The sequence below is a fragment of the Rhizobium sp. N122 genome, from assembly GCF_002211295.1.
In the GTDB taxonomy this organism is placed as follows: Bacteria; Pseudomonadota; Alphaproteobacteria; order Rhizobiales; family Rhizobiaceae; genus Rhizobium.
On record NZ_LOKU01000023.1, the window covers coordinates 68,750 to 88,524 of the forward strand.

Sequence of the window (19,775 nt, forward strand, 5' to 3'; positions counted from 1 at the left end):
GATAATCCGATGATGCCATCGATTTCTCCCGTTTTTCTTCCGCTGCGGTCTGGGGCATCTGCTCTCTCATTCAAATGGAGATGCGAGATGACTGAAATCGTGATCGAAGGTGCGAAGGTGTTGATCGTCGGCGGCAGTTCCGCCATGGGATTGGCGCTTGCCAGGTGCGTGCTCGATGAGGGCGCCTCGGTGACGATCGCGGGGCGCAGTACAGAGAGGCTTGCGGCGGCTTGCCGCCACCTCGGCGACCATCCCAAACTCGGCACCTGCGCTGTCGATATATCGCGGGAGGAGGAGGTCGCGGCACTGTTTCGCGATAGCGGACCGGTCGACCATATCGTCAGCACGGCCGCTGATATTGAAGGCGCCTATCAGTTGCTGCCGTCGATCGAGCTTGCGGCAGCGCAACGCGTGGTCGAGAGCAAGTTCTATGGGCCGCTGCTGCTGGCGAAATATGGCGCCACCCATCTGCCGCCGTCAGGATCAATCACCTTTACGTCAGGTATAGCGGCCTACAGGCCGGCGGCGCGTGGGTCTGTGGTCGCCGCCGTCAATGCGGCGCTCGAAGGCCTGGTCAGGGCGCTTGCCGTCGAACTGGCGCCGCTCCGTATCAATGCCGTGTCGCCGGGCTGGGTGGATACGCCGATCTGGAGTTCCGTTGCCGGTGACGCCAAGCAGGCGACGCTTGATGCGATGGCGCAGCGCCTGCCTGCCGGGCGTGTCGGCTGGCCTGAGGATATAGCCGATGCGATCCGTTTTCTGATCGGCAACGGCTTCACCACGGGCACTATCCTGCATGTCGAAGGCGGGCATCGGCTGGTGTGATCGGCGAAAGGTGTTCGCTTGCCGATTGCAGGAGGAGCGTGAGCGCCGGCGGCTGGACGCGCCGACGTCGCCACATCATCACTAATGAGGCGGCCGGCGGTTGCCCGGGCCAGGGCAGTTCGACGACATCGCCACGCGCAGCGGATGCATCGACGGCCAAACGCGGGACTAGGCCGTACCCGGCGCCTGATGCCACGAGCCGGATGATCGTCGCGATACTGTCGGCCTCTGTGGCAATCGGTGGCGCAGTCACGCCCGCTTCGGCAAAGGCGGCATCAAACAAGTGGCGATAGACGCAGCCGGGTTCGGTTGCGACGAAGGGCGCCGTGCTCATCGCTGCGAGGCTTTCAAACGAAGAGGCCTGCGACACGCGGCCTGCGATCAATACCAGCGGTTCGCCGCAGATGCGGCGCGTCGCGAAGCGCTCGTCCCGCTGGCCGCGATCGAAGGTGAAGGCGACGTCGATCGAGCCATGCTGCAATTGCGCATGTAATTCGCCACTGCCGCCAACCTTGAGTTTGAGAGCCAGGCCGGGGTTCTGCCCACCGAAAAGGGCGAGCCAGGGCGCCAGCCTTTCAGCGCCGATGGTTTCGAGCGCGCCCAGTATGACAGATTGTTCGGCATTGCCGGCTGCAGCACAGACGGCGGCCCTTGCCTCGTCATTCATCGCCAGGATCTCCTCCGCATAGGCCTTTAGCGTCGCACCTGCCGGCGTCGGAACGGCACCCTGGCGGGAGCGGAGGAAGAGTTCCACGCCAAGTTCTTCCTCCAGCGCCTGTATCTGGTCGCTGAGGCTCGATTGGGCGAGGTTGACCTCGGCGGCGGCGCGGGTGAGATTTTTATGCCGGATCACCGCAAGGAATGTCTTCAATTGTCGTGGATTCATCTCGAGCTCCGATGGGCGCGCAGGCGCGCCTTGATAAGGATATCAATAAAGCGGAACCTGCTGCAACGCAGGAGCATTTTGGACGACGGGTCCGTCTGTCTTACGCTGTCATTTCCCCTCAGGCGCTGCTGACCAGCAAGGCGCCCGACAAAATGAGGAGGGTGCCTGCGGCGAGCTTGATCAGGTTGAGCCCGGACGTTTCGCCGAGAAGGAGGGCAGCGATTGCCAGTGTCACCAGCACGTTGCAACTCCAGATCGGCGCGAGTTTCGAGACAGGGACGCCGTAAGCGAAAAGCGCGAAGCTGATGAGGCCGGTGCCGATTGCGAAGCAGGCGCCCGCCGTGGCGGCAAGACCAAGGCCCGCGACGGTCCAGGGCGCCGGGCGCCAGATCAGCGCGGCGATCAGGCCGGTGAGCGCACAGGCGGCGCCGAAGGCGATCAGATAGACGGCGGAGCCGGTGGCTGATGTGGCGCTCTGCTTCTGGAAGATGGCGGTGATGCCCCAGAAAATGGCGGGCAGAATGCCGCCGATGACGATCGGCCAGAGTGAATTCATCGTGAAACTCCTGTCGCACCCATAGGTCAAGCCTTCGCCTCACGCGAAGGCCGGTCGAGCCTGCGGGCCACCAGACTAGGAGTTTCTTTTTGCTCTTTGTGGTCTTGTTGTTGCGCCTGAAAGTGACAGAAGTGACCGCCGCCGTAAAGCCGCGGCGACAGCGAATCGCGAGCTCTGCGACTCAGTCGCGCATGCGCAGCTCGTCGGTCTGCATCTGCAGCGAGCCCAGCGTTTCCAGGAAGCTCATGCCGAGCAGGCTCTGGTCGAGCCGGCCATCCTCGGCGACGCTGGCTGCGACATTGTTGCGGACGATCGGGCCGATCGCCACTTGGTCGAGCGTCACGGGCGCTGCGCGGCCGCGACCGTTGGCGGTCATGACGGTCATGGAATAGCTGAGGCGGGAAAGGTCGATGCCGATCCGCTCGGCATCTTCGTGCGACAGCGCCACCATGCTGGCGCCGGTATCGACGAGCATCTCGATCGTCTGGCCGTTGACGGCGACATCGGCTTCGAAATGGCCGTTCAGCAACTTGTGCAGGATGATCTCCTGGCCACCTTCGCTTGTGGTGAGGACGACGGCGCGACCGGGAACGAGGCCGGCGAGCAGCCGGTTGCCGACGCCGAGCGCTTCCTGGCGATAGAGATAGACGGTGACGAGCGCCAGGATGATCACCAACCAGATCATCATGTGGCGCATCGTTTCGCCGAGGTTGCGTTGGCTCGCCCAGATGCCGGCCGACAGCATCAGCGCAATCGGCAGCAGATAGACGACGCGGACGAAGTCATCACTCTGCAGGCCGAGGATCCGGCTGCTGTCATTATTGACGATCAGCACGGCAAGACCGATGCCGATCACGAGGAGGAACACGGTCAAACGGATCATAAAGGCCGCTCCGGCCCGCTGGCGAGCCCTGTTTCGATGTGGTTCGATACCGCGGCGGCGCCTGCAAGCCTTGCCGGCAGCAGCGCCATGATCCGGCTCCGCTCGGTGTCGGAATAGCTCACCCAGTTGCCGATTTCCTGAAGAGTCCGGCCGCATCCGGCGCAAAATCCGGTGGCGGAAACCAGGGAGCAGACGTGAATGCAGGGTGTTTGCATGAAGGACATATCGGAGTTTCAAAGAGCCGTGGCAAGGGCGCAAAGCGTGGCGATCTCGCAAATTTGCTGTGTCGCGCCCAGCGTGTCGCCGGTGTGGCCGGCAAGCTTGCGGCGGATGAAAGCGGTAAAGGCAAGGGCAGCGATGCCGGTGGCAAGCAGGCTTGCGACCAGCGGCCGCAGACCGAAGGCCGGCCAGATCAGAAGCGCTGCGACGAGGCCGGCCGAGGCGAGGGCAAATTGCATCGCCGCTTCATCCGGCTGGCCGGTCGAGGCGGCGACGCCATCGGCCTTGGCCGGAGGCAGCCGCTGCCAGTGCCAGGCGATGGCGCCGCGGCTGAGCGCTGCGACGGCGGGAATGGCAAAGGCTGACGTGAGCGGCGCGGCGTGGCGGGCGATGGCGGCAAGTGCTGCCGCGCGGATCGCGAAGGAGAGGATCAGCACGATCGCGCCGTAAGTGCCGATTCGGCTGTCCTTCATAATGACGAGGCTCTGCTCGCGGCTCTTGCCGCCGCCGATGCCGTCGGCGGTATCGGCGAGGCCATCCTCGTGTAGCGCGCCGGTGACGACGACCTGGATGGAAAGCGCGATCAGGGCAGCCATCAGCGGATCGGCACGCAGCCCCAGAAGAAGGAGCAGGGCGAGCGCAGGGACCAGGCCGATGACGATGCCGGCGAAGGGAAAGGCGCGCACGAGCCGGCCGAGCCTGCCGTCATAGGCTTTGAACAGCGATTGCGGCATGGGAATGCGGCTGAGAAAGGCGACGGCGCGGGCGGTATCGACCGCATGGTCCTTGATCTTCATTCTGCTTCGTTCTGCCCAAGGTTACGGCTTATGGCGCTGGCTTATGACGTTGGCTTATGGTCGCGGCGGTACTTTTGCTGTTGTTCGCCCTGTCGGCCCGCTTTAAGAGAGTTGCGACCCGCAAAGAAGCTGATTTGCCCGACGCAAACAAGTGGTTTGCGTGAAACAAGAATACCCGGATTCATAGGAAAACCGCACAGATGAGCGTTTCAGGCCTGCCGTTCGACGATTTCCGTACCCTGCTCCGCGATCTGCCGGGGCCGGATGCCCGTGCGCTGGTGGCCGCGCGCGAACGCGACGCGCAGCTGACCAAGCCGCCGGGCGCGCTCGGGCGGCTCGAGGAAATCGCATTCTGGCTTGCCGCCTGGACAGGCCGCACCCCTGCCGTCAACCGGCCGCTGGTGGCGATCTTCGCCGGCAATCATGGCGTCACCAGGCAGGGAATCACGCCTTTTCCGCCGGCTGTGACGCAGCAGATGGTGGAGAATTTCGCAGCCGGTGGGGCTGCGATCAACCAGATCTGCGTCGCTTACGATCTCGGGCTGAAGGTGTTCGATCTGGCGCTGGATTATCCCACCGGTGACATCACCGAGGAAGCAGCGCTTTCCGAGCGCGATTGCGCCGCGACGATGGCCTTCGGCATGGAGGCGATTGCCGGCGGCACCGACCTGCTCTGCATCGGCGAAATGGGCATCGGCAATACGACGATTGCCGCGGCGATCAATTATGCGCTCTACGGCGGTTCGGCGCGAGACTGGGTCGGACCCGGCACCGGCTCGGAAGGCGAGATGCTGGAGCGCAAGGTTGCGGCGGTGGAAAAGGCCGTCGAGCTCCACGGTGATCATCTCGACGATCCGCTGGAGATCATGCGACGCCTCGGCGGCCGTGAGATCGCGGCAATGGCCGGCGCCATCCTTGCCGCGCGCATGGAGCGCATTCCGGTGCTGATCGACGGTTATGTCGCGACTGCTGCTGCGGCGATCCTCAAAGCCGCCAATCCCTCCGCGCTCGACCATTGCCTGATCGGCCACGTTTCCGCCGAGCCCGGACATCTGCGCGCGATCGAGATGCTCGGCAAGACGCCGCTTCTGGCGCTCGGCATGCGGCTCGGCGAAGGCACAGGGGCAGCACTCGCCGCTGGCATCGTCAAGGCCGCCGCCGCCTGCCATTCCGGCATGGCGACCTTCGCCCAGGCCGGTGTAACCAACAAAGACTGACGCCGCGGTCGGCGCCGCCGATCGGCACGCGGCTTCGCTTGCGCCGCCCAGATGGATTCGGTATCTGCGTATTCGGTCATCAAGCGGGGCGGCAAAGCCTTTCCCGGTCTGCAAGAGGAGAGAGGCGCCTTGACGAAGCCTGCGGTGACGAAAGAGACCGGAGTTCGGCACTTCATCGCCGCGGCCAGCTATTCCTGGGCAGGCTTCCTGCGCGTTCTGAGAGAGGCAGCCTTCCGCCAGGAACTCGGATTCTCAGTCGTTTCGATCGCGGCCTTAGCGCTGGTGGGGGCGAGCGCGGGCGAGATCGTCGTTGCGGTGCTGCTGTTTCTCGGGCTGTTTTCGATGGAGGCGATGAACACCGCCGTCGAAGAGGTGATCGACCGGATTTCGCCGGAGATTTCGATCGTCGGTAAACATGCCAAGGATCTCGGCTCCTTCGCGGTGAGCTGTATGATCGCCGCCTGCTGCCTCTATCTCGGCTTCGTCCTCGGCAAACATATCTTCTTTGGATCCGCATGATATCGTCCGAAAACCGTTCACACTTTTCGGCATCATGCTTTGGCTGAATCAGGCAAAACTCTTGCGCTTGCGGGCGACGGCCTGGGCCTCTTCCACGGCCGGCAGGCTTTGGAGCACGCGCTTGGCGGGCAGGATGGCGATGACCTCGGTGCCCTCGCGCAGCTTCGATTTCAGCACGAACTGTCCGTCATGCTTGGCAAGGATCGCCTGGACGATCGGCAGGCCGAGGCCGGTGCCCTGTTCGGCGCTCTTGATGGCGATCGAGCCCTGTCCGAAGGCCGACAGGACGACGGGAATCTCTTCTTCCGGAATGCCGGGGCCGTTGTCCTTGATTGAGATGTACTGACCGCCGCCGGCCGTCCAGCCGACCTTGACGTTGATTTCGCCGCCCTGCGGCGTGAACTTGACGGCATTGGAGAGAAGATTGAGCACCACCTGGCGCATCGACTTCTCGTCCGCCCAGATGGCCGGCAGCTGCCGCTCGAATTGATCCGAAATGGCGATGTTCTTGGCGCGGGCGCGCAGCTGGACCATGCCGATGCAATCCTCGGTGATATCGAGAAGCGAGATCGCCTCCTCGCTCAGCTCGTATTTGCCGGCCTCGATGCGGGAGAGGTCGAGAATCTCATTGATGAGATCGAGCAGATGCTGGCCGGAGCGGTGGATGTCGCCGGCATATTCCTTGTAGGTCGGATTGGCGAGCGGTCCCATGACTTCGGCCGACATCACCTCGGAGAAGCCGAGGATGGCGTTGAGCGGGGTCCTGAGTTCGTGCGACATCGAGGCGAGGAAGCGGGACTTGGCGAGGTTTGCCTCCTCGGCGCGGCGGCGCGCCTCGTCCGACATCGATTTCGCCACTTCAAGCTCGGCGATCAGATCGTCCTTCTCCGATTGGTAGGAGAGGATCTTGAGGTTCGACTTGAACAGCCGGTCGCTGATATAGTTGAAGAAGACGAGGGTGCTGGTGAAGAGTCCCGTCAGGCTGATTTCGAGAAGGTCGCGGGACAGGCCGCTCTTGGCGGCGAGCGCCAGAACCGCTGGCGCGAAGGCAGCGAGCACGGCAGGCGTCAGCATGAAATTCGACATCGCCGTGACGGAGAGCGCGATCAGCAGCGTCGCGCCTTTATAAAGGATAAAGCTCGACGGCTCGCAGGTACCGCAGCCCTGCAGCGCGAAGACCGCCCAGCAGCAGCCGAGCAGGAACTGGCCAAACAGCAGCAGGCGGCGCCATTTGCGAGCACTCTCGGAGGTGATTTCCTGACGGCGCGCGCGCCGCGCCAGCAGGATATTGCCGGTGTGACAGGTCAGCGTCAGCAGCGCCCACAAAAGCAACTGCGCATCCTGCGTGAAATAAACACCAAGGGCGGTGATGATGATGACGAAGAGCGGCATGATCGTCGCGCTCTGGAGCATCGACGCCACATACATCTTGAGCGCGTCACGATCGAAGGAGGAATTGGACGCATGGCCGGACTGAAGACGTTCGCGCGTTTGCCGCACGGCCTTGGAAACGGCCTTGTTGCGGTGGCTGCGCGACCTGTCGACGATTATCTTGTCGGTCGATGTGCTTACGCCGGTACTCATGTGCACGTTGAAACTTCATCCCAGGGTGGATAAGAGCTTAACCGGCAATTCTTAAGAAGATGTTTGCCATCTTTGCCAAGGATTTGTTTTTTAAGGAGGCGAAAGCGTGACACTGAGCCTGCGCCTGATTCGCGACGGCGTGACCGCTTTTGCCCTGCTGGCACTCCTGGCGCTGATCGCCGCCAAGCTCAACGATGCAGCAAAAATCGAGCATGCGGGCGCTTTCCATGCTGCCGATGGCGACAGTCTGACTTTCGGAGGCGAACGTTTGCGCCTCGAAGGCATCGACGCGCCGGAGCTCAATCAGAGCTGCGCGCGCGCGGGAAATGCCTGGGCCTGCGGACGCGCGGCGCGCGCAGCGCTGCAGGGCATGGTTCTGGCATCGGGAACGCGTTGCCAAGGCAGCCGGCGCGACCGCTACGACAGGCTGCTCGTCATCTGTCACAGCGGGGCAGGCGGCGACATCAACGCCGCCATGGTGCGTCGCGGCATGGCAATCTCCTATGGCGGCTATGGCAGGGAGGAGGCCGAGGCGAGGGCCGCGAAGGCGGGGCTCTGGGCCGGGACTTTCGAGCGGCCGCGCGATGTGCGCGACCATGCCCGCCAGAGTTCCGATTTCAATGGCCCGCTTGATTTCATCAGGTGGATCGTCGGGTGGGAGTGAAGCCATGACCGACGAAGCCAAGCTGGAGATGCTGCGGCTGGAGATCGCCTCCTGCCGCATCTGTCGTGACGCACCGGCGAAAGGCCTCGCATATCGGCTGCCGCATGAGCCGCGGCCGGTGGCCGTAATTTCATCGAGCGCGCGCATTCTGATCGCCGGGCAGGCGCCCGGGCTTCGGGTGCATGAGAGCGGCCTGCCGTTCGACGATGCTTCGGGCGACCGGCTGCGGTCATGGCTCGGCGTTGACAGGGCAAGCTTCTACGACCGCGATCGATTCGCCATCGTGCCGATGGGCTTCTGCTTTCCCGGCTATGACGCCAAGGGCGCGGATCTGCCGCCGCGCCGCGAATGCGCACCGTTTTGGCGGCAAAGGGTGATTGCGGCCATGCCGCAGATCGAACTGGTGCTGGCCATCGGCCAATATGCGCAGGCCTGGCATATGGGGGCGGAAAGGCGGGACGGTATGACCGAGACGGTGCGGGCGTGGCGGGATAGCCTTCTATCCAATCGGTCGCCGGCGGTGCTGCCGCTGCCGCATCCGAGCTGGCGCAACAGCGGCTGGCTGAAGCGCAATCCGTGGTTTGAGGAAGAACTGCTCCCGGTCTTGCGGGATCGGACAAAAATGCTGCTTTCCTGAAACAAAATTCTTTTCGTCGCGCGGAATCGCGTTATACAAAGAAAATAATTCGAAAGGACTGTTGCTCGCATGGATCGCCTCGACCGAAAAATACTGCGTCTTCTGCAAGAGGATTCGACCCTTGCCGTGGCCGATCTCGCCAAAAAAGTCGGGCTGTCGACGACGCCATGCTGGCGGCGCATCCAGAAAATGGAAGAAGACGGCGTCATCAAGCGCCGAGTCGCTATCCTTGATCCGGAAAAGGTCAACACCAAGGTCACGGTCTTCGTGTCGATTCGCACGGCCACCCATTCGATCGAATGGCTGCGGCGCTTTTCCGAGGTGGTCGCCGAATTCCCCGAAGTGGTGGAATTCTACCGGATGAGCGGTGATGTCGACTATCTCCTGCGAGTCGTCGTGCCCGATATCGCCGCCTATGACGCCTTTTATAAGCGGATGATCGCCAAAATCGAGATTCGCGACGTCTCCTCCGCCTTTGCGATGGAGCAGATCAAGTATTCGACGCAACTGCCGCTCGACTATATGATTCTCGACAATGCCAAATCCAATGAGGATTGAAATCGGCGTTCGGCCACACGGCCGGAAGGCCTGAGGATTGTGCTGACTGAGTCGATCCGGCCACATCTGAGTGTGCCGATCCGGTAACTACGGAGGGGTGAAATGCAATTAAGACTGCAGAAAAGCCCCAGAAATAGCGAAAAAACGCTCGAATCCCTCCAAAGTTCGGAAAAATGCATAGCCTGGTAAGAAATACGACGCTATGTTGAATGGAACCAGTGCGCGTTATGTCATCATTTCGTCTCATTGGTATCGAATTCAGGACACGATGTTCTAAACCGCTGCCTTGTATGTGTTGATTAGCCGGCGGTAGAGTTTATGCACTTCACCAGTATGTTCGACGGGGGTCGAACGGTGGAGAATTTGACAAATGGGGCGTAGCGTTTGCGGCTTGCGATGGAGGATTTCCGTCGCGGGGCCGTTTGGCGTTTCTGTCGTCTACACAATTGAAATTGTTGTATAAAAATCACGTTGCCGGGGAAACTTGCTTCAGGGGACCCATCTTGCGTGTGTCGAGAATTGCTTGAAAGGACCTCATATGGGATGACGGTTTGGCGGTTCGATCGATCCGCACGCCGAGATGGCTGTTCAAACTGGGCCGGCTTCAAATCGACTACCCGATTGGAAGCCAGCCCCGATCGACAAAGGAATGGATTGGTAAATGAACATCAGAATGGTTTTGCTTGCATCAGCAGCAGCATTTGCTGCATCGACGCCGGTTCTTGCAGCTGACGCTATCGTTGCTGCTGAGCCGGAACCGGTTGAATATGTTCGCGTCTGCGACGCTTACGGCACCGGCTACTTCTACATCCCGGGCACCGAAACCTGCCTTAAGATCGAAGGCTACATCCGTTTCCAGGTTAACGTCGGCGAAGATGTCGGCGGCGATTCGGACTGGGATGCCGTTACCCGCGGTCAGGTTCAGTTCACGGCCAAGAGCGACACTGAGTATGGTCCGCTGACCGGCGTCATCGTCATGCAGTTCAATGCTGACAACGCCACCGATCAGGACGCCATCCTCGACTCCGCTTACCTCGACATCGCGGGCTTCCGCGCTGGTCTCTTCTACAGCTGGTGGGACGACGGCCTCTCCGGCGAAACCGACGACATCGGTTCGGTCGTAACGCTGCATAACTCCATCCGTTATCAGTATGAAAGCGGCACCTTCTACGCCGGCCTCAGCGTCGACGAACTGGAAGACGGCGTTTACCAGGGTACCTTTGCTCCCGGCGCCGTTCCCGGCACCACCGTCTTCACTGCGGATGATGGTCCGAACAATGTCGGCGTAGCCTTCGGCATCGGCGGCACGGCTGGCGCCTTCAGCTACCAGGTCACCGGTGGCTGGGACGTCGACAACGAAGATGGCGCAATCCGCGCAATGGGTACGGTTGACATCGGCCCCGGCACGCTCGGCCTCGCTGGCGTATACTCTTCCGGCCCGAACTCCTACTACTCTTCGGCTGAGTGGGCTGTTGCTGCTGAATACGCTATCAAGGCAACCGACAAGCTGAAGATCACCCCGGCCGTTCAGTACTACGGCAACTACTTCGGCGGTGGCAAGAACGTTCCGGAAGACTTCGACGGTCTCGGCGATGCTTGGAAGGTTGGTCTGACGGTTGATTACCAGATCGTCGACAACTTCTATGCCAAGGCTTCGGTTCAGTACCTCGATCCGGATGATGGCGACGACTCCACGACGGGCTACTTCCGCCTGCAGCGTTCGTTCTAATCCACTTAGTGGATGCTCCCGGTCTTCGGGCCGGGGGCACTTCAAATCAGTTTCTGATCCGAGTGACCTCCGATCAGCTACGGGGACGGGTCCGGTCTTCCCTGCCGGACCGTCCTTGCAGCGTTTTTAACGCACAGTCCTCTGGGCGGTCTTTCCGAAGCCTTTTCAGGTGAGCCGAACCGGCTCATCGCGCACGCCGGCTTCTTGCCACGTTTATCGAGGCACTTCTTTCTCAATTTCAAGCGAGCTGGATCAATCGACAGAATCGTCGCGTAGACGGAGCTGTTGGACCGTTCCTTATTCGGCGTCGGCCGGCTTTGCCGCAACAGGTCGCGCAAACAAAATCCAATGCCGACAATGTGATTACAGCTTTTTTGGAGAGGAGATACAACCTTTACAGGGGGCCGGCATTCATTCCTTATCGCGGACAGCTTGTTCTGATGGACGACCTCAACGGCTACTATTATTTCGCCGCTGTCGTCTCCAGCGGCGGCTTCGCATCCGCAAGTCGCGATCTCAAGATACCGCGTTCGAAGCTGAGCAGGCGGGTCAGCCGGCTCGAAGACGGGCTTGGCGCGAGGCTGATAGAACGCTCCACTCGTCACTTCCGGGTGACCGAGATCGGTCAGGCTTTCTACGAAAGATGCCAGACCATCTTGCAGGAGGCCGACCGCGCCAAGTCAATCGTCAGTGAGGCTCAATCCGACCCGCAAGGCGTGGTGCGGATGGGCTGCCCGCTCGGCCTCGTCGATATCTCGGTCGGCGGAATCCTGCCTGAATTCCTCGAGCGCTATCCGAAGATCAAGCTGCAGATCATTGGCTCCGACCGGCGCGCCGACCTCATCAACGAACGGATCGATCTTGAGGTGAGGGCAACCAACGAGCCGGAGACACAGACGAGTTTGACGATGCGCAAGCTCGAACGGGTGCGGCGCATTCTGGTTGCAAGTCCCTCGCTGGTCGAGCGCACCGGCGGCCTGAATTGTGTGGACGAACTCGCAGAGCTTCCGACGCTGGCCATGACGTCATGGGTGTCGTTCCACAGCTGGGAATTGATCGGACCGAATGATGCCAAACGGGTGATTCGGCATCAGCCGCGGCTTACCTGCCGCAGCATGACCGCCATCCTCGACGCGGCCCGTGCCGGTCTCGGATTCGGGCTTTTGCTCGAAAGCGCCTGCGAAGCCGATCTCCAGGCCGGCAGACTGGTGCGGGTGCTGCCGGACTGGCAGTCGGAGGAAAGCCAGTTCTATATCGTCTTCACGACGGCCAGGGGCATGCCGCCTGCAGTGCGGGTGCTGATCGATTTCCTGGTCGAAAAATCCCGGCAGCATTGATGAAGCAGCATTGACGAAGAAGGGCTTCGGCTTGAAGCCTGCGCGCGTTTATTTCAGCCGTGTCAGCAGCTTTTCGCCGACCAATTCCTTGACGGCATCCTTGCCGATCCAGCGCGCAGTTTTGTCAGAGCTTTCCGCGAGCCCCCTTGCAAGGGTGAGCGCCGGTGCATGGCAGGCCAGATTGCGCTTGCCGATGCTGCGGAGCGCCCAATTGATCGCCTTGCGCACGAAGTTCCGTGGGTCGCCGGCATGAGCCTTGATCAGCGGCAGCCAGGTAAGGATGGTAGCGTCGGGCTCGTTCTTGCGATGGACGGCGGCACCTGCAATCATGGCGAAGGCAGTGCGCCTGACAAATTCGCGCTCGTCGTCGGCGAATTCTGCGACGAGTTCGTCCAGCCGGGCTTCGACGAAGAGATCGGCGGCGCAATCGACGATTTCCCAGGAGTTGAAATCATTGGCCCAATTCCGGGCTTCTTCCGCCGTCAGCCGTTTCGGCTCGGCGGTGCAGAGGGCGAGCAGACGGGCTTCACGGATATGGCTTCGCCAGAGTTCGATCGCTCTGGCGTGATTCTTCTTCACCAGTCCGGCGACCGCCCTGATATCGGGATTGGAAATGCCGAGGGCACGTGTGGTGACAATGCCGAAGCGCGCCATGCCGGCGACGTTCTCCTCCAAACGCAGCGTTTCGAGATGCGCGATCAGTTCGGCTGCGTCGGAGGAGGGGCCGATCATTTTTCGAGGCGCGCAAGCAGCGAGGATGTATCCCAGCGATTGCCGCCCATTGCCTGGACGTCGCCATAGAACTGATCGACGACGGCGGTGACCGGCAGCTTGGCGCCATTGCGGCGAGCTTCGGTGAGCACGATGCCGAGATCCTTGCGCATCCAGTCGACCGCGAAGCCGAAGTCATATTTGCCGGCGTTCATGGTCTTGTGGCGGTTTTCCATCTGCCAGGAGCCCGCCGCACCCTTGGAAATCACCTCGACGACCTTTTCGATATCAAGGCCGGCGCGCTTGCCGAAATGCAGCCCTTCGGCAAGCCCCTGGACGAGGCCGGCGATGCAGATCTGGTTGACCATCTTGGTCAGTTGGCCAGAACCTGCCGGCCCCATCAGGCCGACCATGCGGGCATAGGCGTCGATGACGGGCCTGGCACCATCGAAGACGGCCTCGTCGCCGCCGCACATGACGGTCAGGACGCCGTTTTCAGCGCCGGCCTGCCCGCCGGAAACGGGAGCGTCGATGAAACCGACGCCTTTTTCCTTGGCTGCGGCATAAAGTTCGCGGGCGACCTCGGCGCTGGCGGTGGTGTTGTCGATCAGCACCGACCCCGGCTTCATGCCGTGCAGGACGCCGTTTTTGCCCGATGTCACCGACCGGAGATCTTCGTCATTGCCGACGCAGACGAAGACGAAGTCGGCGCCTGAGGCCGCCTCGGCCGGGGTGGGCGCGGATTTGCCGGAGAATTTCTCTGCCCAGGCGACGGCTTTTTCGGCCGTACGATTGTAGACGGTGACATCGTGGCCGCCCTTCGTCTTCAGATGACCGGCCATGGGAAAGCCCATGACGCCGAGACCGATGAATGCGACTTTAGCCATATGTCCTGTCCTTATCCGGAGTGCGAGGCCCTGAGGATTAACCGAAACGGCCGGGGCAGAAAAGCCGTGAAGACGGACTTCCTTGCGATAGACGGATATGAGGCTGGTCGCCGTTCGCCTCAGCCCTAGATGGGAACCAGGCAAATGTGAACGGGGATGACATGCGCGAAGTTCCGACGATCGAGCCGCGGCGTAAAGGCCGCAGTGGAATGCAGTCGATGCTTATTCCATCGCAGCAGATGGTTGCAGAGCAGATTCGATCGGCGCAGCAAGGTGTTTTCACAGAGCTTGGCATCCTTCGCCGCCGCCTCGCTGCCGAATATGGGGCGGACGCCTGTTGTCCGGTCACCGTGCAGCGGCATCTGCGCGCGATTGCCGATCTGTCCTTCCTCGCGCTGCAAAAGGGTGAACCGGTTTCGACGGTCACGCCTTTTTGGCGCATGGTGGATCCCACTAGCCTGCTGGCGACGCGCCTTGCCGGTGGGGCGGGCTTTATCCGGGAGCGGCTGGCGGCTGAACGCCGGGAGCGATAGCGGAAGACGGCCGCCATCAGCAGGTGCTTGCAGGCGAGCGACCGAACGAGAAAAATTATTCCTCGAAGCGGACGGCAATGGAAAATTGATATTGTCGATATAATTTGTGGCCTATGCCAATATTCCGGCGATCGATGGCCTTCAAGGCATTGGGCCAACCGCCGTCGAATCGACAGGTATTTCAGATGTTCACGCGCAGACAAGCCCCGGCATTCCTTCCGCCGCGACCGCCATCCTCCCAAGCATCCGCTTGGCGGCGCCCGCAGGCACGTTCTGCATGTGGTCGCTTGCCAAGAGCCAGCTAAACCGCGCGGGCTGATTTTCGAATTTCGCAGCAAAGGACCGTTTCCATGACCGCTACATCCGATCCCATCAATTTCCTCTGGTTCATCCCGACGTCGGGCGACGGCACCTATCTCGGCTCCGCCGATCTCAACCGCGCGCCCGAAATTGGCTATCTCACGCAGATCGCCCAGGCCGTCGACCGGCTGGGCTATTCCGGCGTGCTGCTGCCGACCGGAGTTGCCTGCGAGGAGTCTTTCGTGACGGCGGCCGCCCTTGCAGCCAAGACCGAGAAATTGCAGTTCCTGGTGGCGATCCGCCCTGGCACGGCGTCGCCGGCCTATTACGCGCGTCTGGCGACGACGCTCGATCGAATCTCCAATGGCCGCCTGCTGCTCAACATCGTCGTCGGCGGCAGCCCGGCTGAGCTTGCCGGTGACGGCATCCATCTCGAGCATGACGAGCGTTATGCCCATGCCGAGGAGTTTTTCACCGTCTTCGAGGAATTGCTGGACAAGGGAACGGCGAGTTTCGACGGCAAATATATCAAGGCGACCAATGCGCGCCTCGGCTTTCCCTCAGTGCAGAACCCGCGTCCGCCGCTCTATTTCGGCGGCTCGTCGGATGCCGGCATCGATTTCTCGGTCGGCCGCGTCGACAAGTATCTGACGTGGGGTGAGCCGCCGGCGCAGGTGGCAGAAAAGGTCGCCAAGGTGCGCAAGGCCGCCGCCGAGCGCGGCCGCGAGGTGAGCTTCGGTATCCGCCTTCACTTCATCGTGCGCGAAACCGACGAGGAGGCATGGGAGGCGGCGGAACGGCTGATCCGTCATCTCGACGACGATACGATCCGCGAGGCGCAGGAGCGCTTCGTCCATGAATCCGACTCGGTCGGGCAGAAGCGGATGGCTGCCCTTCACGGCGGCCGCCGCGACAAGCTCGAGGTCTCGCCGAATCTTTGGGCCGGCGTCGGCTTGGTGCGCGCTGGTGCTGGCACGGCGCTTGTGGGCTCGCCGAAGACGGTGGCCGCACGCCTTGCCGAATACCAGGCGATCGGCATCGATACGGTGATCGGCTCCGGCTATCCGCACCTGGAAGAAGCCTATCGCGTCGCCGAGTTGCTCTTCCCCGAGCTTGGCATCACCCGCGAGCAGCAGCGCCTGGCCTTCAACAACGAATTCGGTCGCAAGCAGATCTTTGCAGGCGGCAGCCACGGCGGTAATCTGAAGGTAGTTTCCGGTTCCTGAGATCGAACAACGCAGGTAAGTCCGACATCGCCGGAAGCCGCACGGCTTTCGGCGATTTGTTATCATGACAGGCGCCTTTAATCTTCGGCATCGATCGCTGTCCTGGAGACTCGGCGGCCTCAAAAATACATAGCCGATGAGCTATGCGGGCTCTGCAGGATTCGGATCGCTACATCCGCTCGAGAGTCAGTTTTGCACATAGCGCTTGACTCATCCATGCCTCTTTGACTATACGGCAATCCATAGCTATGGGGGTATGGATTGCATGTCTGACGCTCATGATGTGCTCTTCAGGACGCTTGCCGATCCGACCCGGCGGGCGCTGTTTGAGCGGTTGTGCCGGGAAGGGGAGAAGACGGTGGGCGCGCTGACGGCGCGCGCCGGGGTTTCGCAGCCTGTCGTTTCGAAGCATCTTGGAATCCTGAAGCAGGCCGGATTGGTGCGCGATCGCCATGAAGGCCGGCAGACGCATTATAGCGCGCAGCTTGGGGCGCTGGCGCCGTTGGTCGACTGGACCCGCGAGATGGCGAGTTTCTGGCAAAGCCGTTTCGACGCTCTCGAAGATTTGCTGAAGAGGATGGATCAATGACCGATATTTCGACCGAAACACGCTCCGTCGTGATCGAAAAGGAAATTCCTTTTCCAGCCGAAAAGATCTGGCGGGCGCTGACCCAGCCGCATCTGATCGAGGAATGGCTGATGAAGAGCGACTTCAAGCCGGTCGTCGATCATCGCTTCAACTTCAACGCCGATTGGGGCTCCGTCGATTGCCGGGTCCTGGAGGTCGAGCCGAACAAGACGTTGGCATATACGTGGGGCGCTTACGGCCTCGAAACCATCGTTACCTGGACGCTCACGCCGACGAACGCAGGCACACATCTGCGCATGGAGCAATCGGGTTTCCGGCGGGATCAGCGGCAGGCGTATGGCGGCGCCAGGAGCGGCTGGCCGCAGTTCTTCGAAAAGCTGGAACAGGTGCTGGCGCGGGTGGAGTGAGGTCTTGGCCGGCTGGAGGCGCGCCGGTCTATATTTGAGGGGAGGTGCCGCGAAGCGGCGGGCATGGGACGCACCGGTCGATAGGAGGAGACGCCATGGCGGGCAGAACGTCGGAGACCAGGAAGAAGATTACGAAAAAGACGGTTGCCAAACAGGCCGCCGCGCAGCCGGCCCTTCTTTCAGGCGGCAACCCGCAGATTCCCAAGGGCTATGGCGAGGCGCCCGTGCAGGCCTATATCGCCGCCATGCCGGGCTGGAAAAGCGATATTGGACGCCGCCTCGATGCGCTGATTACCCATACCGTGCCCGGTGTCTCCAAGGCGGTCAAATGGAACTCGCCCTTCTATGGCATGGAAGGAGAGGCGTGGTTCCTCGCCATCCATTGCTACACGAAATACGTCAAGGTTGCCTTCTTCCAGGGCGCATCGCTGCATCCGCAGCCGCCGGGTGCGTCCAAGCAGAAGGAAGTGCGATACCTCGACATTCGCGAGAATGATCCGTTCGATGAGGGGCTGATCGCTTCCTGGGTGGAGCAGGCGAGCCGATTACCCGGCGAGTGGATGTGAGGTCTCAATGGCGAGTGATGGAAGGCGATAAACATGAAGAAAGCGACGGCAACCATGAAGAAGACCGACTCCGGCGACAAAAATGGCGGAGCTTCGCCCTCTCAACTGATCGATGCGAGGATCGAGGAGCTCAAGGATTGGCGCGGCGAAGTGCTCGCCCGGGTTCGGGCGCTCATCAAGCAAGCCGAGCCCGAAGTGGTCGAGGAATGGAAGTGGCGAGGGGTTCCGGTTTGGGAGCGCGGCGGCATCATCTGCACCGGCGAGACCTACAAAAGCGCGGTGAAACTGACCTTCGCCAAGGGCGCCTCGCTGGAGGACCCCACGGACCTTTTCAATTCCAGCCTCGAAGGCAATACCAGGCGCGCCATCGATTTCCATGAGGGCGATAAAATCGATGAAGATGCGCTGAAGGCGCTCATTCGCGCTGCCGCGGCACTGAATATGTCAGCCAAGGCTGGCAGCGCGCGGAAGAAGGCGAGTAGCTGAGACTCCCGATCTAGAGCATGATGCCGAAAAGTGTGAGCGGTTTTCGGACATCATGCTCTAACTCTTTATTTTAGAACAGGATTCAGATTTTAGGCCAACCGGGCCTAAAATCATCCTGTTCTAATGGATCGGGCTCGCCTAGCGCTCGAGAAAGAGTTCGAGATTGTCGAGGCCGATTTCGGTGCCCTGGAGGCGGGCGCCGTTGTCGGCGTAGCCGTCGAGAAAGACCACCTGCTCGGTGAAGGTCATTCTTGTGCCGGCAGGTTCGGCTTTGAAGGTGACGGTGGTGAGCGAGGCGGAGATACGCCTTTCGCCGAGTTTCATCTCATAGGCATAGATGATGCGGGTATCCGGCACGATATCGATGTAATGGGCGTCATAGGCGTGCAGAAGCCCATCGGTGTCTGCGACGTGGTTTCTTTCCGCGCCGCCCGGACGGAAATCAAGCGTGTACTCCAGCGGCACCCATTCGCCGTGGCAGGCGAACCATTGGCGCTTCGCCTCCGGCGTCGACCAGGCGCGGAAGACGCGAGAGACCGGCGCCTTCAGTTGGCGCTCGATGACGAGCGTGGCGTGTTCGGTGGAGTGTGTCGTCATTCGGAAAAGGTCTCCGGTTCTTCTGCAAGATATTGATCCAGCCTATCGAAGCTGGCGGTCCAGCGGCTCTTTCGTTGTTCCACCCAGCGCTCGACGGCGGCGAGCGCATCCAGCTGCAGGCGGTAGGTTCGCACCCGGCCGGATTTTTCGGAGTGTACGAGGCCGCTATCCTCCAGCACCTGCAGATGTTTCATCACCGTCGGCAGGGCGACGGCGAGCGGTGCGGCCAGTTCGGTGACGGACGCCGGGCCGCGGCCGAGGCGGTCGATCATGCCGCGGCGGCTGCGGTCGGAAAGCGCGTGGAACATGCGGTCGAGACCCGCCTGGCTTTCGATCATCCCGCTGTATCCCGGAAACGGCCAGGCAGCCTGTCATGGTAGGGATAGAACTTGAAATAGGGGCGGGCTTCCTCGAGCGCCCTTGCAAAGGACGGGCGCGCGAGAAGCCGATCGTAATAGGCGCGAAGCTTCGGCTGCTCCTCTAAAAACGGGACCAGCGTCTCGGCGTAGAAGAGGGCGGGGGCTGCGGCGCAATCGGCCAAGGTGAAGGCCTCGCCCGAGATCCATGGGCTTTCGGAGAGCTGTTTTTCAATCATCGCATAGGCGGTGGCAAGCGTCGCCTTGCAGGCGGCCACTTCCATTTCGTCCTCCTTGCCCTCGGGGCGTCGGCGATTGCTGACGATGGTCTGCATCGGCGCTTGGACATAATGGTCGAAGAAGCGATCCCAGAGGCGAACCTGCAGCGCCCGGTCGATTTCCGGCGGCAGCAGGGAAACGGGGCCGGGATAATAATGGTCGAGATATTCGATGATGATCGACGTCTCGGGAACCGTGCTGTCGCGCGCTTCGTCCCGCAGCAGCGGCATCTTGCCGATCGGCCAGAAGCGGAAAAGATCGGCGCGCGAGGCTTCGTCGGACAGATCAACAAGGCGATTTTCAAACGGCGTGCCGTTTTCGTAAAGCGCGATCAGCACCTTGTGGCAGAAGGAGGCGAGCGGATGCCCATAGAACACGAGCGACATGCGGCGACCTTTCCTGTTTGGCAGAAACTTTACCGACCGAC

General features: G+C 61.4%; 26 protein-coding genes. 15 read left to right on the forward strand and 11 right to left on the reverse strand.

What is annotated here, in order from left to right:
- Positions 1-87 precede the first annotated feature (87 nt).
- The gene (locus tag ATY75_RS17130) at positions 88-825 is read left to right on the forward strand and encodes an SDR family oxidoreductase (protein WP_088938498.1); all 738 of its coding nucleotides are present in this window, start codon (positions 88-90) and stop codon (positions 823-825) included.
- On the opposite strand, the gene ATY75_RS17135 is transcribed toward ATY75_RS17130, so the two are convergent.
- From ATY75_RS17135 to ATY75_RS17155, 5 genes are all read right to left on the reverse strand, one after another.
- On the reverse strand, positions 788-1,711 hold the full coding sequence (locus ATY75_RS17135) for a LysR family transcriptional regulator (protein ID WP_088938499.1): 924 nt from the start codon (positions 1,709-1,711) through the stop codon (positions 788-790). The genes ATY75_RS17130 and ATY75_RS17135 overlap by 38 nt on opposite strands.
- A gap of 118 nt (positions 1,712-1,829) precedes the next feature.
- The gene (locus ATY75_RS17140) at positions 1,830-2,267 is read right to left on the reverse strand and encodes an EamA family transporter (protein WP_088938500.1); all 438 of its coding nucleotides are present in this window, start codon (positions 2,265-2,267) and stop codon (positions 1,830-1,832) included.
- A gap of 181 nt (positions 2,268-2,448) precedes the next feature.
- The gene (locus ATY75_RS17145; protein ID WP_088938501.1) at positions 2,449-3,150 is read right to left on the reverse strand and encodes a TIGR02281 family clan AA aspartic protease; all 702 of its coding nucleotides are present in this window, start codon (positions 3,148-3,150) and stop codon (positions 2,449-2,451) included.
- A complete protein-coding gene (locus ATY75_RS17150; protein WP_088938717.1) occupies positions 3,147-3,365 on the reverse strand; it encodes a DUF1289 domain-containing protein in 219 nt (72 codons plus the stop codon). Before ATY75_RS17150 ends, ATY75_RS17145 begins: the two co-directional genes overlap by 4 nt.
- 18 nt (positions 3,366-3,383) lie before the next feature.
- Positions 3,384-4,166, reverse strand: coding sequence for an adenosylcobinamide-GDP ribazoletransferase (locus tag ATY75_RS17155; protein WP_088938502.1), 783 nt, complete (start codon positions 4,164-4,166; stop codon positions 3,384-3,386).
- A 200-nt stretch (positions 4,167-4,366) separates the two neighbouring features.
- On the opposite strand from ATY75_RS17155, the gene cobT reads away from it, so the two are divergent.
- Both cobT and ATY75_RS17165 read left to right on the forward strand, forming a co-directional pair.
- A complete protein-coding gene (gene cobT / locus ATY75_RS17160; RefSeq protein ID WP_064838845.1) occupies positions 4,367-5,383 on the forward strand; it encodes a nicotinate-nucleotide--dimethylbenzimidazole phosphoribosyltransferase in 1,017 nt (338 codons plus the stop codon).
- Between the two features lie 129 nt (positions 5,384-5,512).
- A complete protein-coding gene (locus ATY75_RS17165) occupies positions 5,513-5,902 on the forward strand; it encodes a diacylglycerol kinase (protein WP_088938718.1) in 390 nt (129 codons plus the stop codon).
- Between the two features lie 48 nt (positions 5,903-5,950).
- Here the strand turns inward: ATY75_RS17165 and ATY75_RS17170 are convergent, their stop codons facing one another.
- Complete coding sequence (locus ATY75_RS17170; RefSeq protein WP_088938503.1) at positions 5,951-7,486, reverse strand: HAMP domain-containing sensor histidine kinase; 1,536 nt, start codon at positions 7,484-7,486, stop codon at positions 5,951-5,953.
- A 106-nt stretch (positions 7,487-7,592) separates the two neighbouring features.
- Here ATY75_RS17170 and ATY75_RS17175 point away from each other — a divergent pair, with 106 nt between their 5' ends.
- The 5 genes from ATY75_RS17175 (at position 7,593) to ATY75_RS17200 (ending at position 12,411) form a co-directional block, all read left to right on the forward strand.
- Complete coding sequence (locus tag ATY75_RS17175) at positions 7,593-8,150, forward strand: thermonuclease family protein (protein WP_088938504.1); 558 nt, start codon at positions 7,593-7,595, stop codon at positions 8,148-8,150.
- A 4-nt stretch (positions 8,151-8,154) separates the two neighbouring features.
- Positions 8,155-8,787, forward strand: coding sequence for a uracil-DNA glycosylase family protein (locus ATY75_RS17180; RefSeq protein WP_088938505.1), 633 nt, complete (start codon positions 8,155-8,157; stop codon positions 8,785-8,787).
- A 69-nt stretch (positions 8,788-8,856) separates the two neighbouring features.
- Positions 8,857-9,345, forward strand: a complete 489-nt coding sequence (locus ATY75_RS17185) for an Lrp/AsnC family transcriptional regulator (protein ID WP_003540387.1) — start codon at positions 8,857-8,859, stop codon at positions 9,343-9,345.
- Between the two features lie 661 nt (positions 9,346-10,006).
- Positions 10,007-11,074, forward strand: a complete 1,068-nt coding sequence (locus ATY75_RS17195; RefSeq protein ID WP_088938506.1) for a porin — start codon at positions 10,007-10,009, stop codon at positions 11,072-11,074.
- A 440-nt stretch (positions 11,075-11,514) separates the two neighbouring features.
- The gene (locus tag ATY75_RS17200; RefSeq protein ID WP_088938507.1) at positions 11,515-12,411 is read left to right on the forward strand and encodes a LysR substrate-binding domain-containing protein; all 897 of its coding nucleotides are present in this window, start codon (positions 11,515-11,517) and stop codon (positions 12,409-12,411) included.
- 48 nt (positions 12,412-12,459) lie between these two features.
- On the opposite strand, the gene ATY75_RS17205 is transcribed toward ATY75_RS17200, so the two are convergent.
- Together ATY75_RS17205 and ATY75_RS17210 are read right to left on the reverse strand one after the other, a co-directional pair.
- Positions 12,460-13,143, reverse strand: coding sequence for a DNA alkylation repair protein (locus ATY75_RS17205; RefSeq protein ID WP_088938508.1), 684 nt, complete (start codon positions 13,141-13,143; stop codon positions 12,460-12,462).
- Positions 13,140-14,009: an NAD(P)-dependent oxidoreductase gene (locus ATY75_RS17210; protein ID WP_088938509.1), complete on the reverse strand. Its 870-nt coding sequence runs from the start codon at positions 14,007-14,009 to the stop codon at positions 13,140-13,142. The genes ATY75_RS17205 and ATY75_RS17210 overlap by 4 nt, the downstream gene beginning before the upstream one ends.
- Positions 14,010-14,170: 161 nt before the next feature.
- On the opposite strand from ATY75_RS17210, the gene ATY75_RS17215 reads away from it, so the two are divergent.
- From ATY75_RS17215 to ATY75_RS17245, 7 genes are all read left to right on the forward strand, one after another.
- Positions 14,171-14,542: a hypothetical protein gene (locus ATY75_RS17215; RefSeq protein ID WP_088938510.1), complete on the forward strand. Its 372-nt coding sequence runs from the start codon at positions 14,171-14,173 to the stop codon at positions 14,540-14,542.
- A gap of 106 nt (positions 14,543-14,648) precedes the next feature.
- Positions 14,649-14,861: a hypothetical protein gene (locus ATY75_RS17220; protein WP_088938511.1), complete on the forward strand. Its 213-nt coding sequence runs from the start codon at positions 14,649-14,651 to the stop codon at positions 14,859-14,861.
- A 31-nt stretch (positions 14,862-14,892) separates the two neighbouring features.
- Entirely contained in the window at positions 14,893-16,068 is a 1,176-nt protein-coding gene (ssuD, locus tag ATY75_RS17225; protein WP_064838828.1) for an FMNH2-dependent alkanesulfonate monooxygenase, read from the forward strand.
- A gap of 265 nt (positions 16,069-16,333) precedes the next feature.
- Positions 16,334-16,657 (forward strand): metalloregulator ArsR/SmtB family transcription factor, encoded by a 324-nt coding sequence (locus tag ATY75_RS17230; protein WP_088938719.1) that lies wholly within the window; start codon positions 16,334-16,336, stop codon positions 16,655-16,657.
- Positions 16,654-17,064, forward strand: a complete 411-nt coding sequence (locus ATY75_RS17235; RefSeq protein ID WP_088938512.1) for an SRPBCC domain-containing protein — start codon at positions 16,654-16,656, stop codon at positions 17,062-17,064. Before ATY75_RS17230 ends, ATY75_RS17235 begins: the two co-directional genes overlap by 4 nt.
- A gap of 95 nt (positions 17,065-17,159) precedes the next feature.
- On the forward strand, positions 17,160-17,630 hold the full coding sequence (locus ATY75_RS17240; RefSeq protein WP_088938513.1) for a DUF1801 domain-containing protein: 471 nt from the start codon (positions 17,160-17,162) through the stop codon (positions 17,628-17,630).
- Positions 17,631-17,663: 33 nt separating this feature from the next.
- Complete coding sequence (locus ATY75_RS17245) at positions 17,664-18,116, forward strand: DUF1801 domain-containing protein (RefSeq protein WP_088938514.1); 453 nt, start codon at positions 17,664-17,666, stop codon at positions 18,114-18,116.
- 138 nt (positions 18,117-18,254) lie between these two features.
- On the opposite strand, the gene ATY75_RS17250 is transcribed toward ATY75_RS17245, so the two are convergent.
- Genes ATY75_RS17250 through ATY75_RS17260 form a run of 3 tightly spaced genes read right to left on the reverse strand, consistent with a single transcriptional unit; the run spans position 18,255 to position 19,734 of the window.
- Positions 18,255-18,713, reverse strand: a complete 459-nt coding sequence (locus ATY75_RS17250; RefSeq protein ID WP_088938515.1) for an SRPBCC family protein — start codon at positions 18,711-18,713, stop codon at positions 18,255-18,257.
- Positions 18,710-19,051, reverse strand: coding sequence for a metalloregulator ArsR/SmtB family transcription factor (locus tag ATY75_RS17255; protein ID WP_064838818.1), 342 nt, complete (start codon positions 19,049-19,051; stop codon positions 18,710-18,712). The genes ATY75_RS17250 and ATY75_RS17255 overlap by 4 nt, the downstream gene beginning before the upstream one ends.
- Complete coding sequence (locus ATY75_RS17260) at positions 19,048-19,734, reverse strand: glutathione S-transferase family protein (RefSeq protein ID WP_064838816.1); 687 nt, start codon at positions 19,732-19,734, stop codon at positions 19,048-19,050. Before ATY75_RS17260 ends, ATY75_RS17255 begins: the two co-directional genes overlap by 4 nt.
- Positions 19,735-19,775: the final 41 nt, after the last annotated feature.